The organism is Parvularcula sp. IMCC14364 (genome assembly GCF_030758415.1).
In the GTDB taxonomy this organism is placed as follows: domain Bacteria; phylum Pseudomonadota; class Alphaproteobacteria; order Caulobacterales; family Parvularculaceae; genus Aquisalinus.
Genome location: NZ_CP132334.1, coordinates 2582098 through 2605886 on the forward strand (window position 1 = coordinate 2582098; position 23789 = coordinate 2605886).

The following is a 23789-nucleotide window of genomic DNA, read 5'->3' on the forward strand; positions in this document are numbered from 1 at the left end:
CAGGATTAAGTGCAGGTAAAAACTGCATCTTTTTTACTCAGCTTCCGGATTTTTTTTCGTAACCAAATGATTAAAGTACCCCATATTTTCATACCTTGTTGAGACAGGTGAAAGAGGTCTTAAATTTTATCCCCTCAGGCGCGCGATAAGTCGGCGCATGAAAGCCGTGCCAGCCTCGACCTGCGCCAGCGAAATGAACTCGTTCGGCTGATGCGCCTGGTCGATTGACCCGGGCCCGCAGATGACTGTATGAAAATTGGCTTCCTGAAACTGCCCGCCTTCAGTTGCGTAAGAGACAACCTCCGTGTGGTTCTGCCCGGTCAGCGCCTGCGCCAGCTCCACCGCCCTGTTGCCGGGTTTTGGCGCAAGATGCGGCGCGCGGGTCATCCAGTCGGTTGTGATGGCACAGCTCTCATGCTTTGCCCTCATTTCCGTTTCAACCTGCGTCATAAAAGACTGCACGCGCCCAAACACTTCCCCCACGTCATCCCCCGGCACACTGCGCATGTCCCAGTCAAACGAACAGGCACCCGCCATGATGTTCAGTTGCGTACCGCCCTGCACCACATTCACGGTCATGGTTGTGTGCGGCGGGTCAAATGTGCTGGCTGGCGGGGCATTCTCTTCCAGCTCCCGCGACAGTCCTTCAATGAAACTGATGATCCGTGCCGCCATCATCACGGCAGAGACACCACGATTTGCCTGACTTGAATGGGTCGTATACCCTGTAACTTGCGTCCTGAAAGAAGAGATGCCCTTGTGCCCGTCTATCACTTTCATCATTGTCGGCTCCCCAACAATCACGGCTGAAGGCGCGGGGACTTCCCGGGCAATTTCATCAATCATATCCGGCGCTCCAAGGCAGCCAACTTCCTCATCATAGGAAAGCGCGAAGATCAGGGGATGGGTCAAATTCGCTGCCAGCATTTCAGGCACCAGTGACAGACCGATCGCAGAGAACGCTTTCATGTCACATGTGCCCCGCCCGTAGAGCCGTCCGTCTTTTTCCGTCAGGACAAACGGGTCCGTCAGCCAGTCCTGCCCGGCTACGGGTACGACATCCGTATGACCTGACAGAACCACACCGCCTTCAACCGCTGGCCCGACAACCGCATAAAGATTTGTCTTGCTGCCATCCTCATTGGCCACACGTTTCGTCGTCACACCAAGTCCGTGCAGGTATGCCTCCACATCCTCCACGAGGCAGAGATTGGATTTCGAGGATGTCGTATCATGGGCAACAAGACGGGCGAGCCAGTCAATCTGGGGGGAAATATCTGTCATGCACCACCCCTTAGCCCAGTGCACCACTTGCGTCACCTCACTTCCCGGAAAGAGCGGACCTTCGGGGGCCGCAAGGCAGGTTTTATTACAGGCATTATATTTGCCGTGAAATCTGCAGGCGCCTAGACTTGATAAAACGGGAGCAAATCATGGCTATTTCGAACACTAACGTTACGCGGCGGTCATTCACTTATGGCGCAGCGCTTTGCCTAACCGGGATGCCCGGCTTCAGCCGCGCCGCAGAGGCTGGTGAGACAAGCTGGCAGACCCGCGCGCCGCTGCCGCTCAAATTGCAGGAAATCTATCCGACCGTCCTGAATGGCAAAATCCACCTGGCCGGTGGCTATATGGCAGAGGTTGATCGCATTACCGGCGTTTCGGATATGCACATCGTGTACGATCCTTCTCTGGACAAATGGGATCTCGCTGCCAGCTTACCCGAAGCGCGCCATCATCCCAATCTGGTTGGCCATCAAGGCAAGATATATGCCCTTGGTGGCTTTAAGGCACTGACGGCGCAGGAGCGCTGGGCAGCACAGGATCAAAGCTGGGTGTATACGCCCGGTGGCGATCAGTGGGATACGCTGACGCCAGCCCCTGAGGTGCACGGAGAGACAGTCTGCGCCAGCATCGGCGATCTGATCCATGTGGTGGGCGGGCGCAAACCGGGCGGCGACAGGAACCAGACCTGGAATGATCATGTGGATACAGACAGACATCTTGTGTTCAACCCGGCCACTGATCAGTGGCAGCGTGCGGCCCCTGCCCTTACCAGACGCAACAGCGCCGCAGGCGTTGTCATTGATGGACTGCTGTATGTCGCTGGCGGGCGCACGGTTACCGGCGGGAACGTGACGGACCTAGAAATTTACGACCCGGTGGAGGATCGCTGGCGCACTGGCAGCCCGATGCCGCAGGGTCAGGGCGGTCTTGCTGCTGCCACTGTACAGGGGCGTCTTTATGCTTTTGGGGGCGAGTATTTCAATAATGGCGGCGGTGTTTACCGCGAATGCTGGGTTTATGATCCGCAAACAGATGAATGGGCAGCTTCAACCGACATGCGCACTCCCCGTCATGGCCTTGGCGGGGTGGCGATCGACGGCTGGATTTATGCCATCGGCGGCGCAACGCAAGCAGGCGGGGTCGGCACCAGCAACCTCCTGGAGCGCTTTCGCCCCACATAATTCATGCCCACCATCAGCAGCGCCAACTGCGCAAGCATTTTGACAGTCCGAGCCCATGGGTCATAGCCTCCCGCAAACAAGGAGATACCTCATGAACATGCGCGACGCGATGAAAATACAGCTGATTGAAATGGTGCCATTTGCCAAAAGCATTGGTGTCGTCCTGACCGACATGGGGGACGGCACCGCAGAGGGCACGCTTGAGTTAAGGCCTGACTTGATGAACCACATCCAGACGATGCACGCAGGCGTCATGTACTCCCTCGGCGAGACGGTTTCTGGCGCAGCCATGACCGGCGCTTTCGCTGATCAGATTCTTGGCCTGACCCCGGTCGCCGCTGAAGCCAGCATTCAATATACAAAAAAAGCGAAGGGCGGTCTGCGCGCAACCGGCAAAACCGACCAGAGTGGCGAGACTTTACGGGCGCTTGTGGAAAAAGACGGCAAGGCCCGTTTCAGGGTCACGGTCACATTCTTCGATGAAACAGATGCCGAAGTCGGCAATATGAATGTTGAATGGGCAATCCGGAAAAACGGCTGAGTCTCGCTAAATTAATACCAGTAAAAGCAACATCTTGCGCCGCGCCCTGCGCACTCATGCGAGCCACACACGACCAGAGCCCCGGTTTCAGGCTGTGACGCACATCACAGACCATTGCCCACGCACCAGCTAGTATCAGATACAGGAACAAGTCTTCCCTGATTGTTCCTGCTGACACCTTGCCAGTCGGGCACTGCCCTGTATTCGTCTGGCTGGCAACAGATAGCCGGGAACGGGACAGCCCTCGAATTCAGGCTGTGCACCACCTGCCACTTGAAAACGAACCCTTCCCGGCTCATCTGGTCTGCACGATACCTACTCCACCATCACCTCGGGCATGACCGTCACGGATTGTTCCACGCCCTCCCGGCGATAAACCAGTTTCACGGGACGCGGCGCAGCACCGACCTGACTACAGCCACGGTCAAAAACAGGCTGGTCATTGATAGAGGTGATGACATCACCTGATTGCAGGCCCGCCCCCATGGCTGCACTGCCCGGAAAGACGTCGCCCACAAGCAGACCGTCTTTACTCACTGTCATGTTCGCGCCGAGGCCATAATCGGACGGAAAGCTGATCGGTGTATCTTCAGGGCGCGTAATCCGGACCCGCCTGTTCGGCACGTCAAATGTCCAGACGAAATGCCGCATCACCTGTTCGCCGATCAACTCCGTGCGCGGAAACCCGTGCAGGATCGGCTGGGGCAAATCATAGCCGCCAATGCGCGCAGTGCCGTCAAAACGGGCGCTTGAAATATATTCAACCCGGTCAAGCCGCTGCGCAACCCGCGTTGGCACCGGCTCTGTCAGCGTATCGTATCGCTCCAGCCGGTTGACCCCGAACGATGTACCAGACCCGGAGTCGATCAGCATACGACGCTTGCGCCCGTCAAAATACACATCCAGCCAGGGGCGTTTGTCCGGGCCGCGTGTTGAAAAGACTTCCCGGTTGTCTGGTGACGGCAGGCTCATGTCGGTTGTTACCCGCATTTCTCCCGCCGGATAATCCAGTGTCAGCAGGAATTTCTGGAACGTGTCATATCCCATGATGCCATCAATAGGTCGACCAAACGCCCCGATGATATGATCCAGCTCCTGCACCCGTGCCCGAAAGACATTGAACTTCAGCGCCCCTGAGCGCGCATCACTCATCCGCGCCGTTTGCCCGGGTTTGACAAGGGTGGTCGAAACCCGCGCGATAGAATCGGGGTCAACAATAGTACGTGAGGCGCCTGTGTCATAAATGAACCAGAGCGTTGAGTCTTCCCGTTCCTCATTCAGGGTGACGGGGACCAGAAAATAGCCACGGCATAATTCGCCCGGCACAACATAGTCGTCGGCAAAGGCCGCCGGAGAAAGCAGAAGGGAAAGAAAAAAGGCCGCGACATACCTGATGAGTGGAAACATAAATACCCTCACTAATCCTGAACACGCCCTCACGCACCCTATCAGCAGGTAAACCGGCACAGCAAGGTTTTACTTGTCGGCCACACTTGGTATCGTCCTGCTTCCTTCGCGGTCAGGAACCATTCATGAAACACTTTCTCAATACCGGGGACTATACGCGCAATGAGTTGCAGGCAATGCTTGATGATGCCCGCCGCCTGAAAGAGTCCCCTTATGGCAAGGCGCTTGAAGGCAAGACTGTCGCACTCCTGTTCCTCAATAACTCCCTGCGTACACGCACCTCTTTTGATGTGGGCGCACAGCAACTGGGCGGCCATGCCGTGGTACTGTCCCCATCGGGCGGCATGTGGCCACTTGAGTTTGAAGATGGCGTGGTCATGGATGGTGAAGCTGAAGAACATGTCGCGGAAGCCGCCGGCGTTCTGTCTCGCTATTGTGACATCATCGGCATACGCGCCTTCCCGAAATTTATCGACTGGCAGGTAGACCGACAGGACAGGATTCTGAACAGCTTCGCCAAATATGCCAGCGTACCGGTGATCAACATGGAAACCATCACCCACCCCTGTCAGGAAATGGCCCATATTCTCACGCTGCAGGAACATTTTGAGAAACAGGGGCGCGGCGCGCTTGATGGCAAGAAATTTGTCCTGACCTGGACCTATCACCCCAAGCCCCTGAACACCGCTGTTGCAAATTCTGCGCTCGTTATTGCAGCCAAGTTCGGCATGGATGTGACGCTGCTCTGCCCCACGCCGGAATACATTCTGGACGAGCGCTATATGTCACAGGCGCGGGCTGATGCAGAGGCTCAGGGGCACACTGTCACCATCTCGCATGACATCACCGACGCCTATCAGGGCGCTGATGTCATTTACGCCAAAAGCTGGGGCGCCTTGCCCTATTTCGGCAACTGGGAGCCGGAAAAACCGATCCGCGACGCCCACAAGCATTTCATCGTCGATGAACCGAAAATGGCGCTGACCAATGAGGCACTCGTCAGCCATTGCCTGCCCATGCGCCGGAACGTGAAGATGACCGACGCCGTATTCGACTCGCCCGCCTGTATCGCCTATGATGAAGCGGAAAACCGCCTGCATGTGCAAAAAGCAATCATGAAGGCGCTGGTGCGTTAGGAGTTGTAAGATGGTTTTCCCGATCCTGTTTGCCGGAATGGCCTTTGTGACAATGGCGCAGGCCGATACCCCTGACGCCAGTTCCACTGACCCACGTAGCTCTGAAGCAGGAGCCCCAACACTCGAAGAACTGTGCACACAATATGAGACTCTGTCGGATCAGCTGACGCAGGACTATGCCGCAATTCAACAGGCCACCCTGCAAGCTGAACGCGAAGAAAACCTGCTGCCGGAAATCAAGGCCAATTCGACCTATACAAAAACCCGCATCGCCTTCAAGGATGTCGTGACGGAACTTGGCACTCGCAGTTGCCCGGTTGATCTGGACTCGGATTTTCCGCCACTGGTGGAATAGACTTCCCATGCACATTACCCTGGTGACCTGCCTGGAAATGCCAGCGCTGATCCCGGAAGACGCATTGTTCCGCACAGCTCTTGAAACCCGTGGAGCAACCGTTTCCATCGCTCCCTGGAACGGTCCTTTTTCGCCATTTCAGAAAACAGATCTGGTGGTCATCCGCACACCATGGGATTACACAGCGCACGCCACTAAGTTCAAACGCTGGCTTGACGATCTTGAGGCAGATAACATGCCTGTCAGCAATCCTGTGCCCTTGATGCGCTGGAACATGAACAAGACCTATCTCATGGACCTGCAGAAGAAGGGCGCGCCCTTGCCGCCGACCCTGGTCGCCAGGCCAGAAGTTGCAGAGATTCAAGCAGCAGCGGCAAATCTTGGGCTTGAAGAAATGGTCATCAAGCCGATCATCAGCGCCAGCAGCAAGGGGCTGGCCCGGCTGGCCACGCACAACACGAGAATGCTCGAGCAGGCCTTGACGGGCATCACCTGCGACATGCTGGTGCAGGCATTGGTGCCGGAGATTGAAACACTGGGAGAAACCTCTCTTGTGTTCCTTGCGGGTGAATTTTCACACGCCGTTTGCAAACGCCCCAAGGCAGGTGACATCCGCTGTCAGGAAGAGTTTGGCGGCAGCGCCGAATTGGTCACGCCCCCATCATGGGCTGTTGCCAGGGCGAAAGAGCTCCTCACACTCCTCCCTGCTCCCGCTGATTATGCCCGCGTTGATGTTATCATCCGCGCGGATGATCTGATCCTGATGGAAATTGAACTGATCGAGCCAGAGTTGTTCTTCCGCCTCGCCCCTGAAGCCGCAGAGCTTTTCGCAAGACAGATTACGCAGGGCCGTCAGGCCTGAGGGCAGGTTGCCGGAACAACTGAGTGTTCTGCTTGTCAAAAAGCGGCAGCCCGCACAAGGTGGGTAAAAAATGAAGACAGGGAGATTTACGGATGACCGACTACAGAAACCTTTTTGACATTTCAGGCAAAACCGCCGTTGTCACCGGCGGTACGCGCGGCATTGGTGAAATGATCGCAACCGGCTTTGTGAATATGGGCGTGAAAACATATGTCACGTCACGCAAGGCAGATGCCTGCGCGGCCATTCAGGAAAAACTCGGTTGTGAAGCTGCTCCCTTCGACCTGTCAGAAAACGAAGGGGTGAATGCCTTTGGTGACTGGATTGCCGCGCGCGAAGACAAGATTGATATTCTCATCAACAATGCCGGCGCGCTCTGGGCGGAACCACTTGAGACATATACTGAAGAAGGCTGGGACCGGACGATTGACCTCAATGTGAAGTCAATCTTTTTCCTCACCCAGAAACTCCTGCCTCAACTCCGGGCAGCCGCAAAAGACAATGGCACCGCGCGCGTTATCAATATCGGCTCGGTAGAAGGCCTGACAACACCCGTCTGGGAAAACTACGCCTATCCAATCTCGAAGGCAGCCGTGCACCAGATGACCAAAGTGCTGGCCAACAAGCTGGCGAAAGACCAGATCACTGTGAACGCCATTGCGCCGGGACCATTTGAGAGCAAGATGACAGCTTTTGTTCTCGGCAGCGACCAGGGCAAGTCTGCCGTTGGTTCCGCGATGCCACTGGGCCGCATTGGTCAACCCGAAGACATCATCGGTTTGTCGGCATTCCTTTCCTCACCAGCAGCCAATTATATCACAGGCACTGTGATCCCGCTGGATGGTGGATTTGTGATCGGGGCAAAAAGCTGGGATTGATCAGCATACAGCTTGAAGGCAGGCAGGTTTCTGATGACTGACAGCTACACTCTTTATGGTCAGGAAATCTCCCTGTTTACCGGCAAGGCGCGTGCTTATCTGCGCTGGAAAGGCGTGCCCTTTGAGGAAATCCGCTCAACCATGGCGGTCTACACGTCCACAATCGTGCCAAGGGTCGGATATCCGATCATCCCGATTGTGACCACGCCTGAAGACGAGACTCTGCAGGACACAACAATCATCATTGACTGGTTTGAGGAAAAACTTGGCGGTCCGTCCGTGTACCCCTCTACGCCGAAGCAGAAACTTGCTGCCTTGCTGCTCGAAATCTATGGCGATGACTGGCTGGTTATCCCGGCCATGCATTATCGCTGGCAGTACAACCGCGACTGGGCAATGGCACAGTTCGGCAAGAATGCCATGCCCGAAGCCACAGAGGCAGACCAGTTGGCTCTTGGCGAAAAATTGTCAGAGAAGTTTCGCGGCTTCTGTTTGCCCCTTGGCATCACCGAGGAAACAGCGCCGGCCATAGAGCAATCCTATGAGGCGCTGCTGCACGATCTTGATGCTCATTTTGCTGACTATCCCTATCTGTTTGGCACGCGCCCCTCTATCGGGGATTTTGGCCTGACAGGCCCATTATATGCGCATCAGTATCGCGACCCCGCTTCTCGACGGATCATGGAAGAGCACGGGCCGAATGTCGCGCGCTGGGCAGAACGGATTCAGGAGCCGGCTGAACCGCTGAGCGGAGCGTTCCTGCCTGACGATGAAATACCACAGACGCTTCTGCCGGTTCTGAAGCGCATGATGGCAGAGCAACTTCCCGTTCTGGCCAGCACTGTCAGCCATCTTGATACATGGTTACAGGAAAACCCGGATACTGACATTCCGCGCGGCATCGGCTTTCACGACTTCAGTGTGGAGGGCGTTACAGGCACCCGCGTCATCATGACGTACACGCAATGGATGCTGCAACGGGCGCTCGGGTTTTATCACAGTTTGGTGGGCGATGAGAAACAGTCGGCAGATGAGCTGCTGGCGTCTGTTGGCGGTACCGCCCTGACACAAATCACGATCAATCAGCCATTGACCATCGAAAACTACCGCCTGACGCGGGCATCCTGAAAGCTGCAAGCCTGACTTGCCTGTATTCTGGCCCTGTATTCTGGCCGCATATTCTGGCCCGGGGCCTCTGGCCGGATGCTTGCAATCATATAAAGATATCTTTATATGATTTGTCCAAGAAACAGGTTGCCCTCCCATGTCCGATTCCAGTTCCCGTGACTCCCGCTTCAACGCGCTCAAAACTGCGCTGGAACAACGCGTTCTGGTGCTCGATGGGGCCGCTGGCACCTTCATTCAGAATTACAAGCTGACGGAAGAAGATTTTCGCGGCGACTGCTTCAAGGACTGGCAGAAAGAGTTGCGCGGCAATAACGACCTGTTGCAGTTGACCCGTCCCGACATCATTCGCGACATGCACCGCGCCTATCTGGAAGCCGGGGCCGATATTATTGAGACCAACACATTCTCATCCACGACCATTGCCCAGGCGGATTACGCCATGGAAGACATCGCGCGCGATATGAATTTCGAAGGCGCAAAACTCGCGCGTGCCGCAGCAGATGAAGTTGCCACGCAAGAAAAGCCGCGTTTTGTTGCCGGGGCAATCGGACCGACAAACCGGGCCGCCTCTCTTTCACCGGATGTAAATGACCCCGGTGCCCGCAATGTAGACTTTGATGAACTGAAGACAGCGTACAGAGAGCAAATAGATGCCCTCGCAGAAGGTGGCGTAGACCTGTTTCTGCTTGAAACGATTACCGATACCGTGAACGCAAAGGCCGCCATTTTCGCGCTTGAGGAGAGCAATGCAGAGACTGGTGCCAATCTGCCCCTGATCATATCTGTCATGATCCCGGACCAGTCCGGCCGCACCCTGTCCGGCCAGACGCCCGAAGCATTCTGGACCTCGGTGCGTCACGCCAACCCGCTGGCCATTGGCGTTAATTGCTCGCTTGGTCCTGATCTGATGCGCCCTTATGTAGATGAACTCTCCCGCATCGCTGACACTTATGTCTCGGCTTATCCCAATGCAGGCCTGCCTAACACGATGGGTGATTATGACGAGACTCCAGAAAGCATGAGCGTCCATATCAGTGAGTGGCTGGAAAGCGGCCTGCTGAACATCATCGGCGGGTGCTGTGGCACAACACCGGCGCATATCGCAGCATTTGCCAAAGCTGCGACCGGCGTGATGCCGCGCAAGCCCGCACAACCAAATATTGCCCTGGCCTTGAGTGGCCTTGAGCCAATGCGCCTTGCGGGATAAAATAGCGTACAGGGATTAAAACCCTACAGGGCCTATCAGTGATGGATTTTCCAACAAAACTGCTGTAGGAGACTGTCGAGGAGAGAACACCCCCGACATGCCCGATACCGGCCCCATATTCTTCACGCTTGCCCTGTTTGCCGCAGGTGGCATCCTGGTCGGTGCGGCCGGCAGCCGTCTGGGCGCGCCCATGCTGCTCATCTTCCTGATGGCGGGTATGCTGGCAGGGCGTGAAGGACCAGGCGGCATTGAATTTGATCAGTCTACACTTGCATATTTTCTTGGCAGTGCTGCCATCGCTGTCATTTTGTTTGAAGGGGGCCTGCGCACCAAACCGCGCATCCTGAAACAGGGGCTGCGCCCCGGCGTCATGCTTGCCGTACCCGGAACGGTGCTGACTGCCTTCATTGTCGCCCCCGTTGCCATGCTGCTGTTTGACATGAGTTTCATAAGCGCATTGCTGCTTGGGGCCATTGTTTCATCTACCGATGCGGCGGCTGTCTTTGCCCTGGCAGCAAGTGGTATCAAACTGCCCGAAAAAGTCGTCTCCACACTGGAGGTGGAAAGCGGCTTTAACGACCCGATTGCCATTATTCTGGTGATCGGTCTTGTGGAAACGCTCGCTGGCCAACCCCTGCAATCCTGGGAATGGGTGGTACAACCGGTATATATGCTCGCGGCGGGAGCCCTTGTCGGCTATGGTGTCGGGCTTCTGTCTGCTGATCTTTTCCGGCATGTGAAGTTACCTGTCGGCCTGAAAGCCATCCTGACGATTGCCTTGGGTCTGCTGGCTTTTGGCCTTGCGGACCTGTTGAGCGGCAGCGGCTTTCTGGCGATTTACCTGACAGGCGTCACCCTTGCCTGGCGCGCGCCCGTGGTTGCAGAAGATGCCGCGCCGGGCGTCGACGGACTTGCCTGGCTGGCCCAGACTGGCCTGTTCCTGATGCTGGGCCTTTACGTTACCCCCTCGCATATCGCTGTCGTGGCCCTGCCTGCTGCGATCACCGCAATTGCTCTTTTCGCGCTTGCGCGCCCGGCGGCCAGCTTCCTTTTGTTACTGCCCTTCAAGTTTACAGTGCCTGAAAAGGGGTTCATCGCCTGGACAGGCTTGCGCGGTGCCACACCCGTTTTTCTTGGTATCCTGCCATTGCTTGGCGGCGCGCCCAATGCCAGTCTTTATATCTCCGTAGCCCTTGCCGTCGTTCTGGTTTCTCTCGTGGTACAGGGCTGGACCGCGCCCCTTGTGGCCCGGCAACTGCAATTGTGTGAGGCAACAGCGCCGCCTGATCGGGGAGAGGTTTTCTCGCGTCTCGGTTCCATGAGCGTGGTGCTGCTGGCAGGCGTCTGGTTTGCTGTCGCCAATTCCCCTGTACGGAACATTTTCATGGAACCGGAGAGCAGCTCGGAGCTGATCGCCATGGTTGGCGCTGGCGAGATGCTTGGCGCAGGTGAAGACAGTCTCATCGCCACCTTCCCGGCAGACTTTTCAGACCTGTCAGTTGCAGACCGACAGCCCGTCTATGCAGATGTGGTCGCCCTTGCCATGACGCAGGTCAATCGTGAGATTGCTGCTGAACGCGAAGAGTTGCTCGCCATGCTGAACAAGGAGGCTGACGGAACCGCCCTGTCACTGGAAGAACAGACACGCCGCGATATCCTCGCCCGTAAATACAAGGGCCGCTATGAAGAGACCGGCGACCTCCTTGCCCGGATCAACCAGATCCCGCCCTCACTGGCGATTTCCCAGTCTGTTCTGGCAACCGGCTGGGGCGGCGCAGACGGCCTGATGCAACGCAACGCCATTTTTGGCGGTCGCGCTGGGGCAAATTATGAAACCATTATAGATGCCGCACGCGATTATGCTGACCTGTTGAACTCTCACCCGGTTTTTTCAGAATTCCGTACACAAAGCGCTGAAATGACAGACGGTGATAAAGACGATGCGTCAGGCGCCGCGCTTGCACAATATGTGGGTGGCTATATTTCCGGTAACGCCGATGAATACATCAACGCGATCAATGAACTGATCCGCGCCAATGACCTCAACCGCTATGATATCGCCGATCCCGGCACAACCTGAGACTACCTTCGGTGGTAAAACAAACGTACGGCCTCCCCAGAGGTGCGTCCAAAACACCATCCCTGACCGGATCACGCGCCTCACGCTTGTTGCTCAGGGACGCATTCAGCCTCCCGGGCCTGACCTCAGACCCGCAATAAGCCGCAGTCCTGCTGGCACAGAGGGACTTTTGCAGGCCAAATACCTGCTGACGGCGATTAAATTCCCGGCATTTGGTCTGGCCGCACCGATTGCCCTGTTTGCGTCCGGTATGCCACCGCGCGGCGCAAGTCTGGAAAGTCATCCTGAACGATGCCCCGTTTAAGTGTTTTGCCGCAGCAACATTCCTGCTATCAGGGCGTTTCGCCTTTTGAGAGAGCTAAAACCAGATGAAAACCGACACTGCCCCGGACAAGGTCAACAAAACCTGGCTGAAGGACTATCAGCAACCCGATTATGGCATACGTCATACCCGGCTTGAATTTGAGCTTTCACCACAAAAGACCAAAGTGCTGGCACGCCTGCAGATCGGCCTCGCGCCGGACAGGGCCGAAGGCGAACCGCTGATTCTTGACGGCGAAGGATTGGAGCTCGTGGCTGTTCGTATTGATGGACAGGCACTGGCGGAAGATCAGTATGAAGTTACTGATACGCAGCTCATTATCCCGCGTGTACCAGTCAGTTTTACGCTGGAGACTGAAGTATTCATCAACCCGGCTGGCAATACGGCCCTGTCGGGTCTTTATATGTCAAATGGCATGTTCTGTACCCAGTGCGAAGCAGAAGGTTTCCGCCATATCACATACTATATGGATCGCCCTGATGTTCTGTCTACCTATGATGTGAGAATTGAAGCCGAAAAAGCTGCCAATCCCGTCCTGCTTGCCAATGGCAACCCTGTCCAGAGCGGTGATCTGCCTGAGTCCGATGAACGCCCTGGCTGGCACTTTGCCGAATGGTCAGACCCGCACCCCAAGCCCTGTTACCTCTTTGCGCTGGTGGCTGGTGATCTTGCTCATGTGGAAGATCAATTCCAAACCAAGTCGGGCCGTGACGTTACCTTGCGCGTTTTCGTGCAACCGGAAAATGTCGGTAAATGTGACTATACCCTGGATGCGTTGAAGCGCTCCATGGCGTGGGATGAAGAAACATTCGGCCGGGAATATGATCTCGATATTTTCATGATTGTCGCCGTTGACCATTTCAATTTCGGGGCCATGGAAAACAAGGGCCTGAACATTTTCAATTCAGCCTATGTGCTCGCCAGTCCTGAAACAGCGACGGACATGGATTACGAGTTGATCGAGGGCATTGTCGCGCACGAATATTTCCACAACTGGTCCGGCAACCGCGTCACCTGTCGTGACTGGTTTCAGCTCTGCCTGAAGGAAGGCTTTACTGTTTTCCGCGATCAGGAATTTTCTGCCGACCAGCGCTCGCGCCCTGTTCAGCGCATCAAGGATGTCCGACGCCTCTGGCAGAGCCAGTTTCCTGAAGATGCAGGCCCGTTGGCACATCCGGTGCGGCCTGAAAGCTATATCACGATTGATAATTTCTACACGGCCACCGTCTACAACAAAGGCGCAGAACTGGTCCGTATGATGAAAACACTGGTCGGCGCAGATGATTTTCGCCGGGCAACGGACATCTATTTCGACCGACATGATGGCGAGGCGGCCACTGTCGACGACTTCGTGATCTGCATGGAAGAAGCCAGCGGGCGCGATCTGGGTCAGTTCCGCCGCTGGTATTCAGATGCCGGCACGCCGGAAATTTCGGTGACTGACAACTGGGATAATGGCAACTACACTCTGACCCTGACCCAGAAAACCGCCCCGACGCCGGGACAACCGGAAAAACCGGCACGGCATATCCCTGTCAAACTGGCCCTGGTTGGCACAGACGGTCCGTTGACAGATGAAGAACTGATTGAACTGGAGGGCGAGGCAAAAACCCTGACCTTCTCAGGCTTGCCAGAGAAGCCCGTTCCTTCCCTGTGCCGGGGCTTCTCGGCTCCCGTCCGGTTGAAGCAGGCCCTTGATGTGGCAGATCGCCTGACCCTGATCCAGTCTGATACTGACCCGTTCAATCGCTGGTCGCAGGCACATTTGCTGGCTCAGGATCTCATCAAGAGTTTCGCCGGACAGGGGAAAATCGACCAACCGGAAGAAGCTGTCTTCGCCTATGCGAACGCGCTTGGCGTCATCCTGCAGGACGAAACGCTCGAGCCGGCTTTCAAGGCCGAAATCCTTCGGGTGCCGACAGAAAGCGATATTGTGCGCAGTGTGGAAATTATTGACCCGGAGGCTATCGGGACCGCCCGCAAGACCTTCCGCTCCATTCTGCTGAAACAACTGCGCCCGCTGCTGATGCAGGCATGGGAAGCAAACCGCACAGCCCCGCCCTATTCGCCAGCAGCAGAACAGGCCGGGCAGCGCGGACTGAAAAATACGGCACTCGCCCTGTTGATGGCAGAACCGGATGACGAGGTCATGTCCCTGATCCAGAAACAGATCGAAACGGCTGACAACATGACAGATGAAGCCGCCGCCGTTTCCCTTGCAGCGTTTGCGGACCGTCCTGAACGGGAGCAGATTCTGGCCGGGTTCTACGCGAAATGGCAGCACGAAACGCTGGTCGTGAACAAGTGGCTGGCCTGGCAGGCCCTGTCGGGTTTGCCCGGCGCCCTCGCAGAGATTCAGCGCCTCATGGCCCATGAAGCATTTGACCTGCGCAACCCGAACAAAGTGCGCGCGCTGATCGGCGCATTTGCCATGGAAAACCCCGGCACCTTCCACCTGGCCGATGGCAGCGGTTACGCGTTCTTCTTCGACAGAATCAGGGAGCTGGATCCGGTCAATCCGCAGGTTGCCGCCAGACTGCTGACAGCAACGGAGAACTGGCGCCGACTGGAGCCGGGTCGCCGCGGCAAGCTCTCAGAAAAGCTGAAAGCCCTGTGTGCGACAGAAGGTCTCTCCAAGAATGTCTATGAAATGGCTGAACGGCTGGCTGACGGAGAATAGCCCCTAAGTTGTTGGATTTTGGGGAAAACACACCTGAAAAGTGACTTTTGTTAACCCTTTCACGCGTGACACGAAGCCGCGAATAGGAATAGTTTCAAAAGTGTAAATAGTGCGTTCACTTTCGCAGGTATGCCCCAACCATGACGATAAGCAAAACACTTCGCTCTACCCTGAAGCTCGACATCGCTGACAGCGAGCCGGATCAGGCTGCCCACTTGGCCGCTGAGACGGCCCTACCCATGCCGGAAACAGACATGCTGGTTGCCGAGCCCTATGAAAGGGACAGCTTGAGCGGGATCGCCCTTCCTTCCGTCAGAATGGCGATTGTTCTTGGCGCGGTGCTCTTTGTCAGCCTCGCTCTGGTCCTGTTCACCAAGGCCGCGCAGGAGAGCGATTCCCGGCGGATTGAGACAGAACTCACCCAGAATGCCATCGCCACAAAGTCAGCCGATATGGTCAGCGCGCTGCGTACGAACGCTGCCATGACGGGCACCGAAGTCACGACAACACAGGTCAAGCGTTTGCTCACAGCCAACGCTGTGGGTGAGCATACTGCCGTCTATGACATTTCAGCGGACCGGACTTCCTATATCGCTGCCGGAGCCGTTGAAGGTTACGTGGTGCGTCCGACCAATCTGGAACGCCTTAACCTGTCCGCATCCGGCGTCGCCCTTTTTGACCGTGAAGCCATTGGCATTGCGCCGTTTGGCAAGGTCCTTGCGACATGGAGACCCATGGAAGATGGCCGTGTCATCCTGGCGCTGTCGCCGGCTGCTGATATACATGACCGCGTACCCGTCTGGACGCTGTACGGCCTTGCATTCCTGGCTATCTGCCTGATCGCCGGATCCATGGTGCTGGCTTTCCTGAGACAGGCGCGGGCTATCCAAAATGCCGGTCTGGGGCTGCGTCAGCTTGGTCAGGAGCTTGAGCAGTTCAGTGAAGCAGGCTGCGGCCATTGGTCTTACGACAAGATTACCGCACAACTGACCCTGCCGGCCAGCCTGATGTCAGAGCTTGGGTTTGAACACACCCCGCGCATTTGCGCCCTGCGCGAGGCCACTGCCATTGTGCACCCAAAAGATGCGCGCGGGGCGATTGCCCTGTGGTCCGGCAATGAGACGCAAAGCGCGCGGCAGTTCCGCCTTAGAACAGCAGAGAACGACTGGCAGTGGGTGCTGGCCAGTGTTGACGCACAGGAGTCCGGTGCTGGCGGCCTGATCCTGCCGATCGGGCAGACAGCCCTCGGCGATGACCGACTGACGCAGGTTGAAGCACGGATGAAGGATGCCATTGAGAGTATTCCAGAAGCCTTCCTGCTCTGGGACGAACAGGGGCGCCTGACCGCCTGGAACGGCAAATTCTGTAACATCTGCCGCATTCCGCCGACACGCCTGACAACCGGCATGACCGTCAGCATGATTGCAGAAGCAAGCCCTGATCCATCTATCAGCCGACTGATCACGCGCAATTTCTCACCACCTGTAAATGGCAGCGAACAGTCCGTTGAGGTTGAGTTGCCGGGTAACCGCTGGGGACATGTGGCCCGCAGGCGCACTGCCGAAAATGGCTGGGTCTGCATCATCACGAATGTCACTGACATGAAGCGCCGCGCCAAAGCGCAGAAACGCAAAGAGCGCGAACTGGAAATGACCGTGGAGCGTCTCGAGCAGTCACAGGTCGAGCTGCGCGATGCTGTCGAGAGTTACGAACGCGAGAAGCTGCGCGCGGAAGAAGCCAACCGCTCCAAGTCAGAGTTTCTGGCAAATATGAGTCACGAGCTGCGCACTCCCCTCAATGCCATTAACGGCTTTTCAGAAGTCATGCAGTCAGAACTGTACGGCGCACTGGGGCATGCGAAGTATGCAGAATATGTCAACGACATACTGCAAAGTGGCCGTCACCTGCTGGCGCTGATTGATGATGTGCTCGATATGTCAAAAATCGAAGCTGGCCGCATGGAACTGGAAATTGGCCCGGTAGACCTCGAGCGTATCCTGCAGGAAGGATTGCGACTGGTAGAGCCGCAGACGCGCGCCCAGGACATCACCCTGACAGCCTCGATCTCGAGCCTGCCATCTGTCTGGGCAGATTCCCGTGCGACCAAACAGGTGTTTATCAACCTGCTTTCCAATGCCGTAAAATTCACGCAGGAAGGCGGCTCTGTCAGCATCACCGCGCAGGCTGACCTTGATTCAATTACCGTACTGATAGCTGACACAGGCATTGGCATTGAAAAGGACCGCTTGCCAAAATTGGGCGAACCCTTTGAGTTGCTGGGTGATCATCTGTCAAAGGCCAATCGTGGCTCCGGCCTTGGCCTCGCATTGTGTAAATCCCTGATGGAGCTGCAGCATGGTATCCTGGCGCTTGCCAGCGAAGCCAACCGCGGCACGGTTGCCGCCTTCACCCTGCCGCGCCGTTCCGGCATCACTGTCAGCCTGCCCGCGTTGCTGGACGGCAAGACACAGGTGTTGACGAAGGAGCCAACGCCCTCCCCCGGCATCAGCCTCGCTGTTGCCAACGATACCGCAGCTGAATAATTTTCCCTGAATAGTGACAGGCAAAAAGGCACATGCGCCTGTCACATTGAGCCGCTATACTGCATGTCTCAAGAGGGAGTTTTGAGTGATGTGTTTCCGTAACAGGTATCTTCTTGCCCTCGTGACAACTACATGTCTGGTTGCCTGCACACCTGAGGCCGCTCTGACGACTGACCCTGCTGAGCCAATGACGGAAGTCAGCGCTGAGCAAACCACAGGTGCCGCAAACTCTGAGAGTTTGGCAGCCGGTTTTGAAAATCCGTACACCTCCGTTGCCGAGTACCTAACGTGCTTGCGTGACAAGGATGTGATGCTTATCAGCGCACATCGCGGAGGACCTGTCCGCGGGTTTCCGGAAAATGCCATAGAGACATTCGAGAACACGCTGGATCACGGTCCGATGCTGATTGAAACCGATGTCAGGACAACAGCCGACGGTGTCTTCATTCTCCTGCATGACGAAGACCTGGAGCGCACAACCAATGGCACAGGCTTGGTGTCAGAAACAACCTATACTGAGCTACAGGACTTGAACTTGCGCGATAACCGGGGGCGTCTGACCGATTTTACAATCCCGACGCTTGAACAAGCCCTCGACTGGGCAAGAGACCGGGCCATCCTGCAACTTGACGTAAAACGGGGCACTCCAGTTGATGGCGTTGTCGATGTGGTCGCCGCCATGGATGCCCTGCGGCACGCAATGGTTATTACCTACACCACAGATGATGCCCTGCGCGCAGCCTCAGCTGACCCGGACGCAACGATATCTGTACAGATTTTTGATACTGGGCGTCTCGACAGCCTTGAAAGACAGGGCCTGCCCGCCAGCAGGATCACAGCCTGGACCGGCACACAAGGTGAAGAGCCAGCTCTTTGGGCCGCGTTGAATGCGCGTGGTGTCAGTGCTGCATGGGGGTCTTTTCGCACACTGGATGAAGAAGTCGAGCGCACCGGCGATGCGTCACAATATGCGCGCCTTGCCACTGACGGCCTGAACATTCTCTCCAGCGACCTGCATTTACAGGCTTATGATGCTGTTGAAAAACGCCAGAACACAAAAGCCGCCGTTACACGCTGTAACGGCTGACGTTTACTCTTCCTCGTCTGAGGGTGCGTTCTCTTGCTGCTGCATCCGCTCACGCGCACGCTCGCGCATCCTTTCGCCAACACGCTGGCGCTTCTCTTGATGCTCCAAACGCTGCTTCTGGCGATATTCTTCAATACGCTTCAGCAAGGCAATCCGCTCCGCATCCGGTAAATCTGTCAACACTTTCTGAATTGTAGCCGCCGTCAGTTGCTGCTGCTCAAACTGCTTGCGTTGCAGGGCGTCTACAGCCTGTGCAAACTGCTCCGTATCCAGTTCGGGTTGACGCAGCGCATCACCAACCTTGCCCCGCAGGCGCGCAATCTCCTGCTGCATCCTGCGGGATTCCGGCAGGGAATCCCGGATGGTTCGCCGGGCCTGCTGGCGCAAATCAGGGGGCAATGTCTCAAGCGACCTGATCGGCAGAATATCATTACTGCCCGCAACAGCCCATTGCGCAGCAGAAGGCGGACGCTGCCCCTCCGGGCCACGTCGCTCTGCCCCGTTACCGATCTTGTCACCGATAAAAAGTCCGACAATGAATATGTTGATCGCCAGTGAGGCGAGAAGCAACAGGTTACGCATCAGTTTGTCCCTTCCGCAGGATCACTATCGAATAAGCCGTTATCAGCAAGGGCAACCGCATAATAACCGGCAAGTTCTTCTTCAGGGGTCAGATCAGTATAGGCGGCAGGCGTGCCCATCAGCCCGCCAAAGACCAGACCGGCCACACCAGCTGCGCCCATGGTACCAAGCGCAAGCGGGCGCAACAATGCTTCAAGACCACCGGAAAAGCGCCGTGACAGATTTTCCAGAAAGCTGACAGCAACGGAGGCGCGTTCCGGCGCCATGTCTGCGTTGGCTGCAACGGCCTGGACAATGGCATCACGTGCACGATCACTCAAGGCCGGCACAGGGTCTTGCCTGGTCAGCAGATCAACACTGGCCGCAACGGCGCTCTCTTCCATCTGACTGTTGTTATCAGGATCACGCATTCTCTATATACTCCTTACACTGCACGCATATCAGTTTCCCGGGTATCATTATCTGCCTCACCTGACAGACCGGTTTGCAAAACCACATCGCCCTTCAAGCCTCGCCGCGCTCGTGCCAGCAGGGACTCAACAGCCTGCACAGACACTTCCATAATCTCCGCCGCCTCTGCATTGGTCATCTCTTCAAAATGGCACAACACAAGGGCTGTCTTCTGCCGCTCCGGCAATCGCTCCAGTGCAGCCCGCAACAATACCGCCCGTTCTGCCTCTTCTAGAGACTGCAACCCGTCTGCCCGCGTGTCTGCACTGTCGGGCAGGTCATCTCCAGCCGCGTGCTCATACCGGGTTGATGCCTTGCGCAGACGATCATAACACAGATTGATCGTCACCCGGTGAAGCCAGGTCGAAAACACAGCTGTCTCCGGCTGCCAGGTACAGGCATGTTTCCACATGCGGATAAAAGCCTCCTGCACGATGTCCTCTGCAGCATCGCGGGTGCCCAGCATACGATAGGCAACAGCCATCAGCCGGTCTCCATAGGCATCGACCAGCACACGCGCAGCAGCGGCGTCCCCTCTGGCAACGCCGCGCACATAGTCAAGGTCAGGATCATGAACGACCAAATTGTTACTCATCCCAGCGGGTACGTGTCTCTAACGATAGAAGGCCCGGCAACCTGTCGCAATATCCGCCTTTTTTGCTTACTTCCCTGTCAAAACGGGCCAACAATGTCGCGGAACACGGCTTTTACGTGCTGTGTATGCGTGATGAGGCGGTCTTCGATCTGTTCTGGTTGTTCACCACCAAGGCGCCAGCCGATGACCTCAAGCAGGGCCTGAGACATATCCTGCCCCTGGCGCGCATAGCCAAGCGCGGCGCGGCGTAACTGCAGCACAATCTCATAATCCTGCCAGGCCCCCAGAAGCTGAGCCTGGTGCGTGCTGGACATAATCCCCTGCGCAGCGAAAACCGGCAGCATGTCAGCAATATGCCGCGGGAAGCGCCCATGTTCTGCGCCATGAACAAGCGCCAGATACTGACAGATAAAATCAATATCGGTCAGGCCACCGGCCAGACGTTTGAGGTCAAACCCATGGGCTGGTGGCTTCTCCTTCAACAGACGATAGCGCATCGCCAGCACATCGCCGCGCACTTTCTCCGCATCGCGCTTTCGCGTCAGAATGGCCTCTATCTCGGCATCAATAGTCTGCACCAAACCGGCATCACCCGCGATGGCGCGGGCCTTGACCATGGCCATTTCTTCCCAGGTCCAGGCATCACTTTCATAATAGCGCCGAAACGTCGGCAACCGTACGGCAGCCGGTCCCGCCCCGCCGGACGGGCGCAGCGCCATGTCCACATCGTAGAGACTGCCCTCTTCCGTCTGGGCCGAGAGGGCGGTCACAAAACGCCTGACATATCGCGTGAACCAGTTGACCGCATCCAGCGGTCGCTCATGCGACGAACGCGCGCCATCCGGCGTATCGTAAACAAAAATCAGATCAAGATCAGAGACGATGGTCAGGCTGTCTGCACCAAGGCGCCCAAGTCCAATAACGGCCAGTTCCCCCGTCACAGGGCCATGATTGCGACACATTTCCACATGAGCGGTTGGCAGAGCCGCTTCAATGGCAGCATCAGCCAGTCTTGAATAATGCCGCGCCAGATCACGCACAGATGTCTGCGTCATCAGCATACGATAGGTCACGCGGAAACGCGCTTCGCGCACCTCGCGGCGCAGCGTGTTCAACTGGTCCTCAAAATTCCCGGCTTCCTGCACCAGGGCCAACAGATCCTCAGGTTCTGTATCGCTGCGATCATCCTCAACGACGGCACTCACGAATGTTTCACTGACCAGCGACTCAATAAGATGCGCATGGGATGCAAGGCTTTGCCCCAGACGCGGCGACAGCGTACACAGACGGATCAACGTATCCAGGATTTCCACATTGCTCTGCAGTAGGGAGAAAAACTGCACCCCTGCAGGCAGTTGCCTCAACAGAAGGTCAAAGGCCTGAAACGCCTGCTGCGGCGTGTCTGTCCGCGACAGACTTTGCAGAATGACCGGCACAAGCCGGGTCAGTATCTCACGCGCCCTTGCCGATCTCGTTGCCCGAATTCCGCCTGCGTGCCATTTCCGAATGGCCGAGGAAACAGAAGCCGGCGTATCAAATCCCATATTTTCAAGTGTTTTCAGCGTATCAGGGTGATCGTCCACCCCGGTGAAAACGAGTGATCCTTTTTCAAGTGTCAGACGTTCGCCTTCTTCAAACAGTTCAGCATAGTGATCATGAACGGTATTCAAGGCACTCAACGTATCTGCTTTCAGGCCATCCGCATCATCATACCCGGCAAGATGTGCAACGCGCAAAATATGCGCCGGATCTTTTGGTATCTGATGCGTCTGTGCGTCATTCACCATCTGCAAGCGATGCTCAAGGCAGCGCAGAAACAGATAGGCGTCTCTTAATTCGTGCTCCACATCCCAGCGAATATGCCCCGCACTTGCCAGCGCCTGAAGACCCCCAAGCGTGGTGCGCTCGCGCAATGCAGGATTGCGTCCGCCAAGGATCAACTGCTGTGTCTGAACATAAAATTCAACTTCTCGGATGCCGCCCCGGCCCAGCTTGATATCATGGTCCGCGAAGTCAAACCCGCCCATACCTTTTACAGCGTGTATCTGCCGCTTGATCGAATGAATATCTTCAATCGCCGCAAAATCGAGATACTTGCGCCAGATGAACGGCGTCAGAAAAGCCTTTATCTTTTTCTGCACGTCAGCATGACCCGCAATAATCCGTGCCTTGCTGAAAGCTGCGCGCTCCCAGTTCTGACCGTAATTTTCGTAATAGCGTTCTGCCGCCTCAATCGTCACGGCCGCTGCGGAAGTACCCGGATCAGGCCGTAGACGAAGATCAGTGCGGAATACATATCCGTCCGCCGTCTGATCCTGCAGAATACTCACAGCCAGTTGCGTTACACGCGCGGCAACTTTTCTGGCATCGCGCAGCCGCTCCGGCACGCCGTCGCGCTCCAGGAAGGTCTGTAACCGGCCTGCGTCATAAAAAACGACAAGGTCAATATCGCTTGAATAGTTCAGCTCAAACGCGCCATGCTTGCCCATGGCCAACACCGCCATACCGCTTTCCTGAACTGCGCCCGGCACAGTCACCTGCATCACTTCCTGCAAGGCAGAATTGAATGCAGCAATAACAGCCGCATCAGCAAAACGGGACAATGTGTCCATGACCTGCAAGTCCGACCAGACACCTGAAAGATCGTACAGGGAAAGTACGATCATCAGCCGATCCTTCAACTTGCGTAAATCAGCCTTGACTGTTTCGGCGGGCCCAGTGCAGCAAAGCGCATCATGGATAATGCTCTCCGTCAATTCCTCGGGCGGCGCGGCCAGCAATAGCGGCAAGTGTGATTGCCATCGGAGAAACAGGCGCTCCAGATATGGCGACCCACTGGCCGCTTTCACCAGCAGGTCGCACACTGATGCATCAAGACTGTCTAAATTCAGCGCCGTTTCAAGGCGTGCACGAACCATTTCGTCATGCAGCCGTGGCCATTGGGATTTATCAATGTCCCCGATCTGGCTGCTGAATGCGTCGCTGTCAGACATGATCTCTTGTTGTTTCTGCTTCAATCAGCATTATAGGCAATAAAAAAGCCCGCTGCCATGCTGCATGCGGGCTTTTCCACATCGATGTGCGTGTGCGCTACTTACAGCCTGCTGCTTCTTTCAGATTGCTTGCCGGGCGGAAACGCAGGGACTTGGATGCCTTGATCTTGATCTCCTCACCTGTGCGCGGATTGCGGCCTTTGCGGGCGGCGCGCTTGGTGATGGTGAAAGTGCCGAAAGTACCGATTGTGTACTTTCCTTCTTTCTTGGACTTCTTCAGGCCTTTTTCTATTTCACCGAAGACAAGTTCTACAACGCGCTTTGCTTCTGCATTGCTCATATCCCCTGCGTCGGCAACATTTGCGATAAATTCTGCTTTGCTCATTTTTCGTTCCATTCAGTTAAAAAATTGCCGCCCCGAACTCCGTAAGCGGATGCTTGAACAAAGCCCTGATTTTTGCTGGGTTTCAAGAAG

Annotated in this window: 20 protein-coding genes; 13 read left to right on the forward strand and 7 right to left on the reverse strand. The window is 56.2% G+C overall.

Going from position 1 to position 23789, the window contains the following annotated elements; all coding sequences use genetic code 11:
• Positions 1-126: 126 nt before the first annotated feature.
• Positions 127-1284: an acetylornithine deacetylase gene (argE, locus tag RAL90_RS11950; protein ID WP_306250909.1), complete on the reverse strand. Its 1158-nt coding sequence runs from the start codon at positions 1282-1284 to the stop codon at positions 127-129.
• A 149-nt stretch (positions 1285-1433) separates the two neighbouring features.
• Here argE and RAL90_RS11955 point away from each other — a divergent pair, with 149 nt between their 5' ends.
• Positions 1434-2468 carry a kelch repeat-containing protein gene (locus RAL90_RS11955; protein WP_306250911.1) on the forward strand — a complete coding sequence of 345 codons (1035 nt, stop codon included), beginning with the start codon at positions 1434-1436 and terminating at the stop codon, positions 2466-2468.
• A 91-nt stretch (positions 2469-2559) separates the two neighbouring features.
• Positions 2560-3009 (forward strand): PaaI family thioesterase, encoded by a 450-nt coding sequence (locus RAL90_RS11960; protein WP_306250913.1) that lies wholly within the window; start codon positions 2560-2562, stop codon positions 3007-3009.
• 315 nt (positions 3010-3324) lie between these two features.
• On the opposite strand, the gene RAL90_RS11965 is transcribed toward RAL90_RS11960, so the two are convergent.
• Complete coding sequence (locus RAL90_RS11965; RefSeq protein ID WP_306250915.1) at positions 3325-4416, reverse strand: PDZ domain-containing protein; 1092 nt, start codon at positions 4414-4416, stop codon at positions 3325-3327.
• A 125-nt stretch (positions 4417-4541) separates the two neighbouring features.
• Between RAL90_RS11965 and RAL90_RS11970 the strand changes: the two genes are divergently transcribed.
• The 11 genes from RAL90_RS11970 to RAL90_RS12020 all read left to right on the forward strand — a co-directional run bounded on the left by RAL90_RS11970 (position 4542) and on the right by RAL90_RS12020 (position 18694).
• The gene (locus RAL90_RS11970) at positions 4542-5552 is read left to right on the forward strand and encodes an N-acetylornithine carbamoyltransferase (protein WP_306250917.1); all 1011 of its coding nucleotides are present in this window, start codon (positions 4542-4544) and stop codon (positions 5550-5552) included.
• Positions 5553-5562: 10 nt separating this feature from the next.
• Entirely contained in the window at positions 5563-5907 is a 345-nt protein-coding gene (locus RAL90_RS11975) for a hypothetical protein (RefSeq protein WP_306250918.1), read from the forward strand.
• A gap of 7 nt (positions 5908-5914) precedes the next feature.
• Positions 5915-6769, forward strand: a complete 855-nt coding sequence (locus RAL90_RS11980) for a RimK family alpha-L-glutamate ligase (RefSeq protein WP_306250920.1) — start codon at positions 5915-5917, stop codon at positions 6767-6769.
• Between the two features lie 92 nt (positions 6770-6861).
• The gene (locus RAL90_RS11985; RefSeq protein ID WP_306250922.1) at positions 6862-7647 is read left to right on the forward strand and encodes an SDR family oxidoreductase; all 786 of its coding nucleotides are present in this window, start codon (positions 6862-6864) and stop codon (positions 7645-7647) included.
• A 33-nt stretch (positions 7648-7680) separates the two neighbouring features.
• A complete protein-coding gene (locus tag RAL90_RS11990; protein WP_306250924.1) occupies positions 7681-8775 on the forward strand; it encodes a glutathione S-transferase family protein in 1095 nt (364 codons plus the stop codon).
• Positions 8776-8911: 136 nt separating this feature from the next.
• Complete coding sequence (locus RAL90_RS11995; protein ID WP_306250926.1) at positions 8912-9982, forward strand: homocysteine S-methyltransferase family protein; 1071 nt, start codon at positions 8912-8914, stop codon at positions 9980-9982.
• Positions 9983-10079: 97 nt separating this feature from the next.
• Positions 10080-12062, forward strand: a complete 1983-nt coding sequence (locus RAL90_RS12000; RefSeq protein ID WP_306250928.1) for a potassium/proton antiporter — start codon at positions 10080-10082, stop codon at positions 12060-12062.
• A 169-nt stretch (positions 12063-12231) separates the two neighbouring features.
• Positions 12232-12366 (forward strand): hypothetical protein, encoded by a 135-nt coding sequence (locus RAL90_RS12005; RefSeq protein WP_306250930.1) that lies wholly within the window; start codon positions 12232-12234, stop codon positions 12364-12366.
• 64 nt (positions 12367-12430) lie between these two features.
• On the forward strand, positions 12431-15064 hold the full coding sequence (gene pepN / locus RAL90_RS12010) for an aminopeptidase N (RefSeq protein WP_306250932.1): 2634 nt from the start codon (positions 12431-12433) through the stop codon (positions 15062-15064).
• Positions 15065-15204: 140 nt separating this feature from the next.
• Positions 15205-17607: a PAS domain-containing sensor histidine kinase gene (locus tag RAL90_RS12015; RefSeq protein ID WP_306250934.1), complete on the forward strand. Its 2403-nt coding sequence runs from the start codon at positions 15205-15207 to the stop codon at positions 17605-17607.
• 88 nt (positions 17608-17695) lie between these two features.
• Positions 17696-18694, forward strand: a complete 999-nt coding sequence (locus RAL90_RS12020; RefSeq protein ID WP_306250936.1) for a glycerophosphodiester phosphodiesterase family protein — start codon at positions 17696-17698, stop codon at positions 18692-18694.
• Between the two features lie 3 nt (positions 18695-18697).
• On the opposite strand, the gene RAL90_RS12025 is transcribed toward RAL90_RS12020, so the two are convergent.
• The 5 genes from RAL90_RS12025 to RAL90_RS12045 form a co-directional block, all read right to left on the reverse strand.
• Positions 18698-19276, reverse strand: coding sequence for a periplasmic heavy metal sensor (locus RAL90_RS12025; protein ID WP_306250938.1), 579 nt, complete (start codon positions 19274-19276; stop codon positions 18698-18700).
• Positions 19276-19686 (reverse strand): hypothetical protein, encoded by a 411-nt coding sequence (locus RAL90_RS12030; RefSeq protein ID WP_306250940.1) that lies wholly within the window; start codon positions 19684-19686, stop codon positions 19276-19278. Before RAL90_RS12030 ends, RAL90_RS12025 begins: the two co-directional genes overlap by 1 nt.
• Positions 19687-19700: 14 nt before the next feature.
• Entirely contained in the window at positions 19701-20321 is a 621-nt protein-coding gene (locus RAL90_RS12035) for an RNA polymerase sigma factor (RefSeq protein WP_306250942.1), read from the reverse strand.
• 77 nt (positions 20322-20398) lie between these two features.
• Positions 20399-23314, reverse strand: a complete 2916-nt coding sequence (locus RAL90_RS12040; protein ID WP_306250944.1) for a bifunctional [glutamine synthetase] adenylyltransferase/[glutamine synthetase]-adenylyl-L-tyrosine phosphorylase — start codon at positions 23312-23314, stop codon at positions 20399-20401.
• A gap of 97 nt (positions 23315-23411) precedes the next feature.
• Positions 23412-23711, reverse strand: a complete 300-nt coding sequence (locus RAL90_RS12045) for an HU family DNA-binding protein (protein WP_372340382.1) — start codon at positions 23709-23711, stop codon at positions 23412-23414.
• Positions 23712-23789 lie beyond the last annotated feature (78 nt).

Coding starts and splice junctions, on each gene's coding strand:
- RAL90_RS11985 (WP_306250922.1), top strand. CDS start 6,862: ATGACCGACTACAGAAACCTTTTTGACATTTCAGGCAAAACCGCCGTT.
- RAL90_RS11960 (WP_306250913.1), top strand. CDS start 2,560: ATGAACATGCGCGACGCGATGAAAATACAGCTGATTGAAATGGTGCCA.
- RAL90_RS12000 (WP_306250928.1), top strand. CDS start 10,080: ATGCCCGATACCGGCCCCATATTCTTCACGCTTGCCCTGTTTGCCGCA.
- argE (WP_306250909.1), bottom strand. CDS start 1,284: ATGACAGATATTTCCCCCCAGATTGACTGGCTCGCCCGTCTTGTTGCC.
- RAL90_RS12040 (WP_306250944.1), bottom strand. CDS start 23,314: ATGTCTGACAGCGACGCATTCAGCAGCCAGATCGGGGACATTGATAAA.
- RAL90_RS11955 (WP_306250911.1), top strand. CDS start 1,434: ATGGCTATTTCGAACACTAACGTTACGCGGCGGTCATTCACTTATGGC.
- RAL90_RS11965 (WP_306250915.1), bottom strand. CDS start 4,416: ATGTTTCCACTCATCAGGTATGTCGCGGCCTTTTTTCTTTCCCTTCTG.
- RAL90_RS11970 (WP_306250917.1), top strand. CDS start 4,542: ATGAAACACTTTCTCAATACCGGGGACTATACGCGCAATGAGTTGCAG.
- RAL90_RS11975 (WP_306250918.1), top strand. CDS start 5,563: ATGGTTTTCCCGATCCTGTTTGCCGGAATGGCCTTTGTGACAATGGCG.
- RAL90_RS11980 (WP_306250920.1), top strand. CDS start 5,915: ATGCACATTACCCTGGTGACCTGCCTGGAAATGCCAGCGCTGATCCCG.
- RAL90_RS11995 (WP_306250926.1), top strand. CDS start 8,912: ATGTCCGATTCCAGTTCCCGTGACTCCCGCTTCAACGCGCTCAAAACT.
- RAL90_RS12030 (WP_306250940.1), bottom strand. CDS start 19,686: ATGCGTGATCCTGATAACAACAGTCAGATGGAAGAGAGCGCCGTTGCG.
- RAL90_RS12015 (WP_306250934.1), top strand. CDS start 15,205: ATGACGATAAGCAAAACACTTCGCTCTACCCTGAAGCTCGACATCGCT.
- RAL90_RS12025 (WP_306250938.1), bottom strand. CDS start 19,276: ATGCGTAACCTGTTGCTTCTCGCCTCACTGGCGATCAACATATTCATT.
- RAL90_RS12035 (WP_306250942.1), bottom strand. CDS start 20,321: ATGAGTAACAATTTGGTCGTTCATGATCCTGACCTTGACTATGTGCGC.
- RAL90_RS12045 (WP_372340382.1), bottom strand. CDS start 23,711: ATGGAACGAAAAATGAGCAAAGCAGAATTTATCGCAAATGTTGCCGAC.
- RAL90_RS12020 (WP_306250936.1), top strand. CDS start 17,696: ATGTGTTTCCGTAACAGGTATCTTCTTGCCCTCGTGACAACTACATGT.
- pepN (WP_306250932.1), top strand. CDS start 12,431: ATGAAAACCGACACTGCCCCGGACAAGGTCAACAAAACCTGGCTGAAG.
- RAL90_RS11990 (WP_306250924.1), top strand. CDS start 7,681: ATGACTGACAGCTACACTCTTTATGGTCAGGAAATCTCCCTGTTTACC.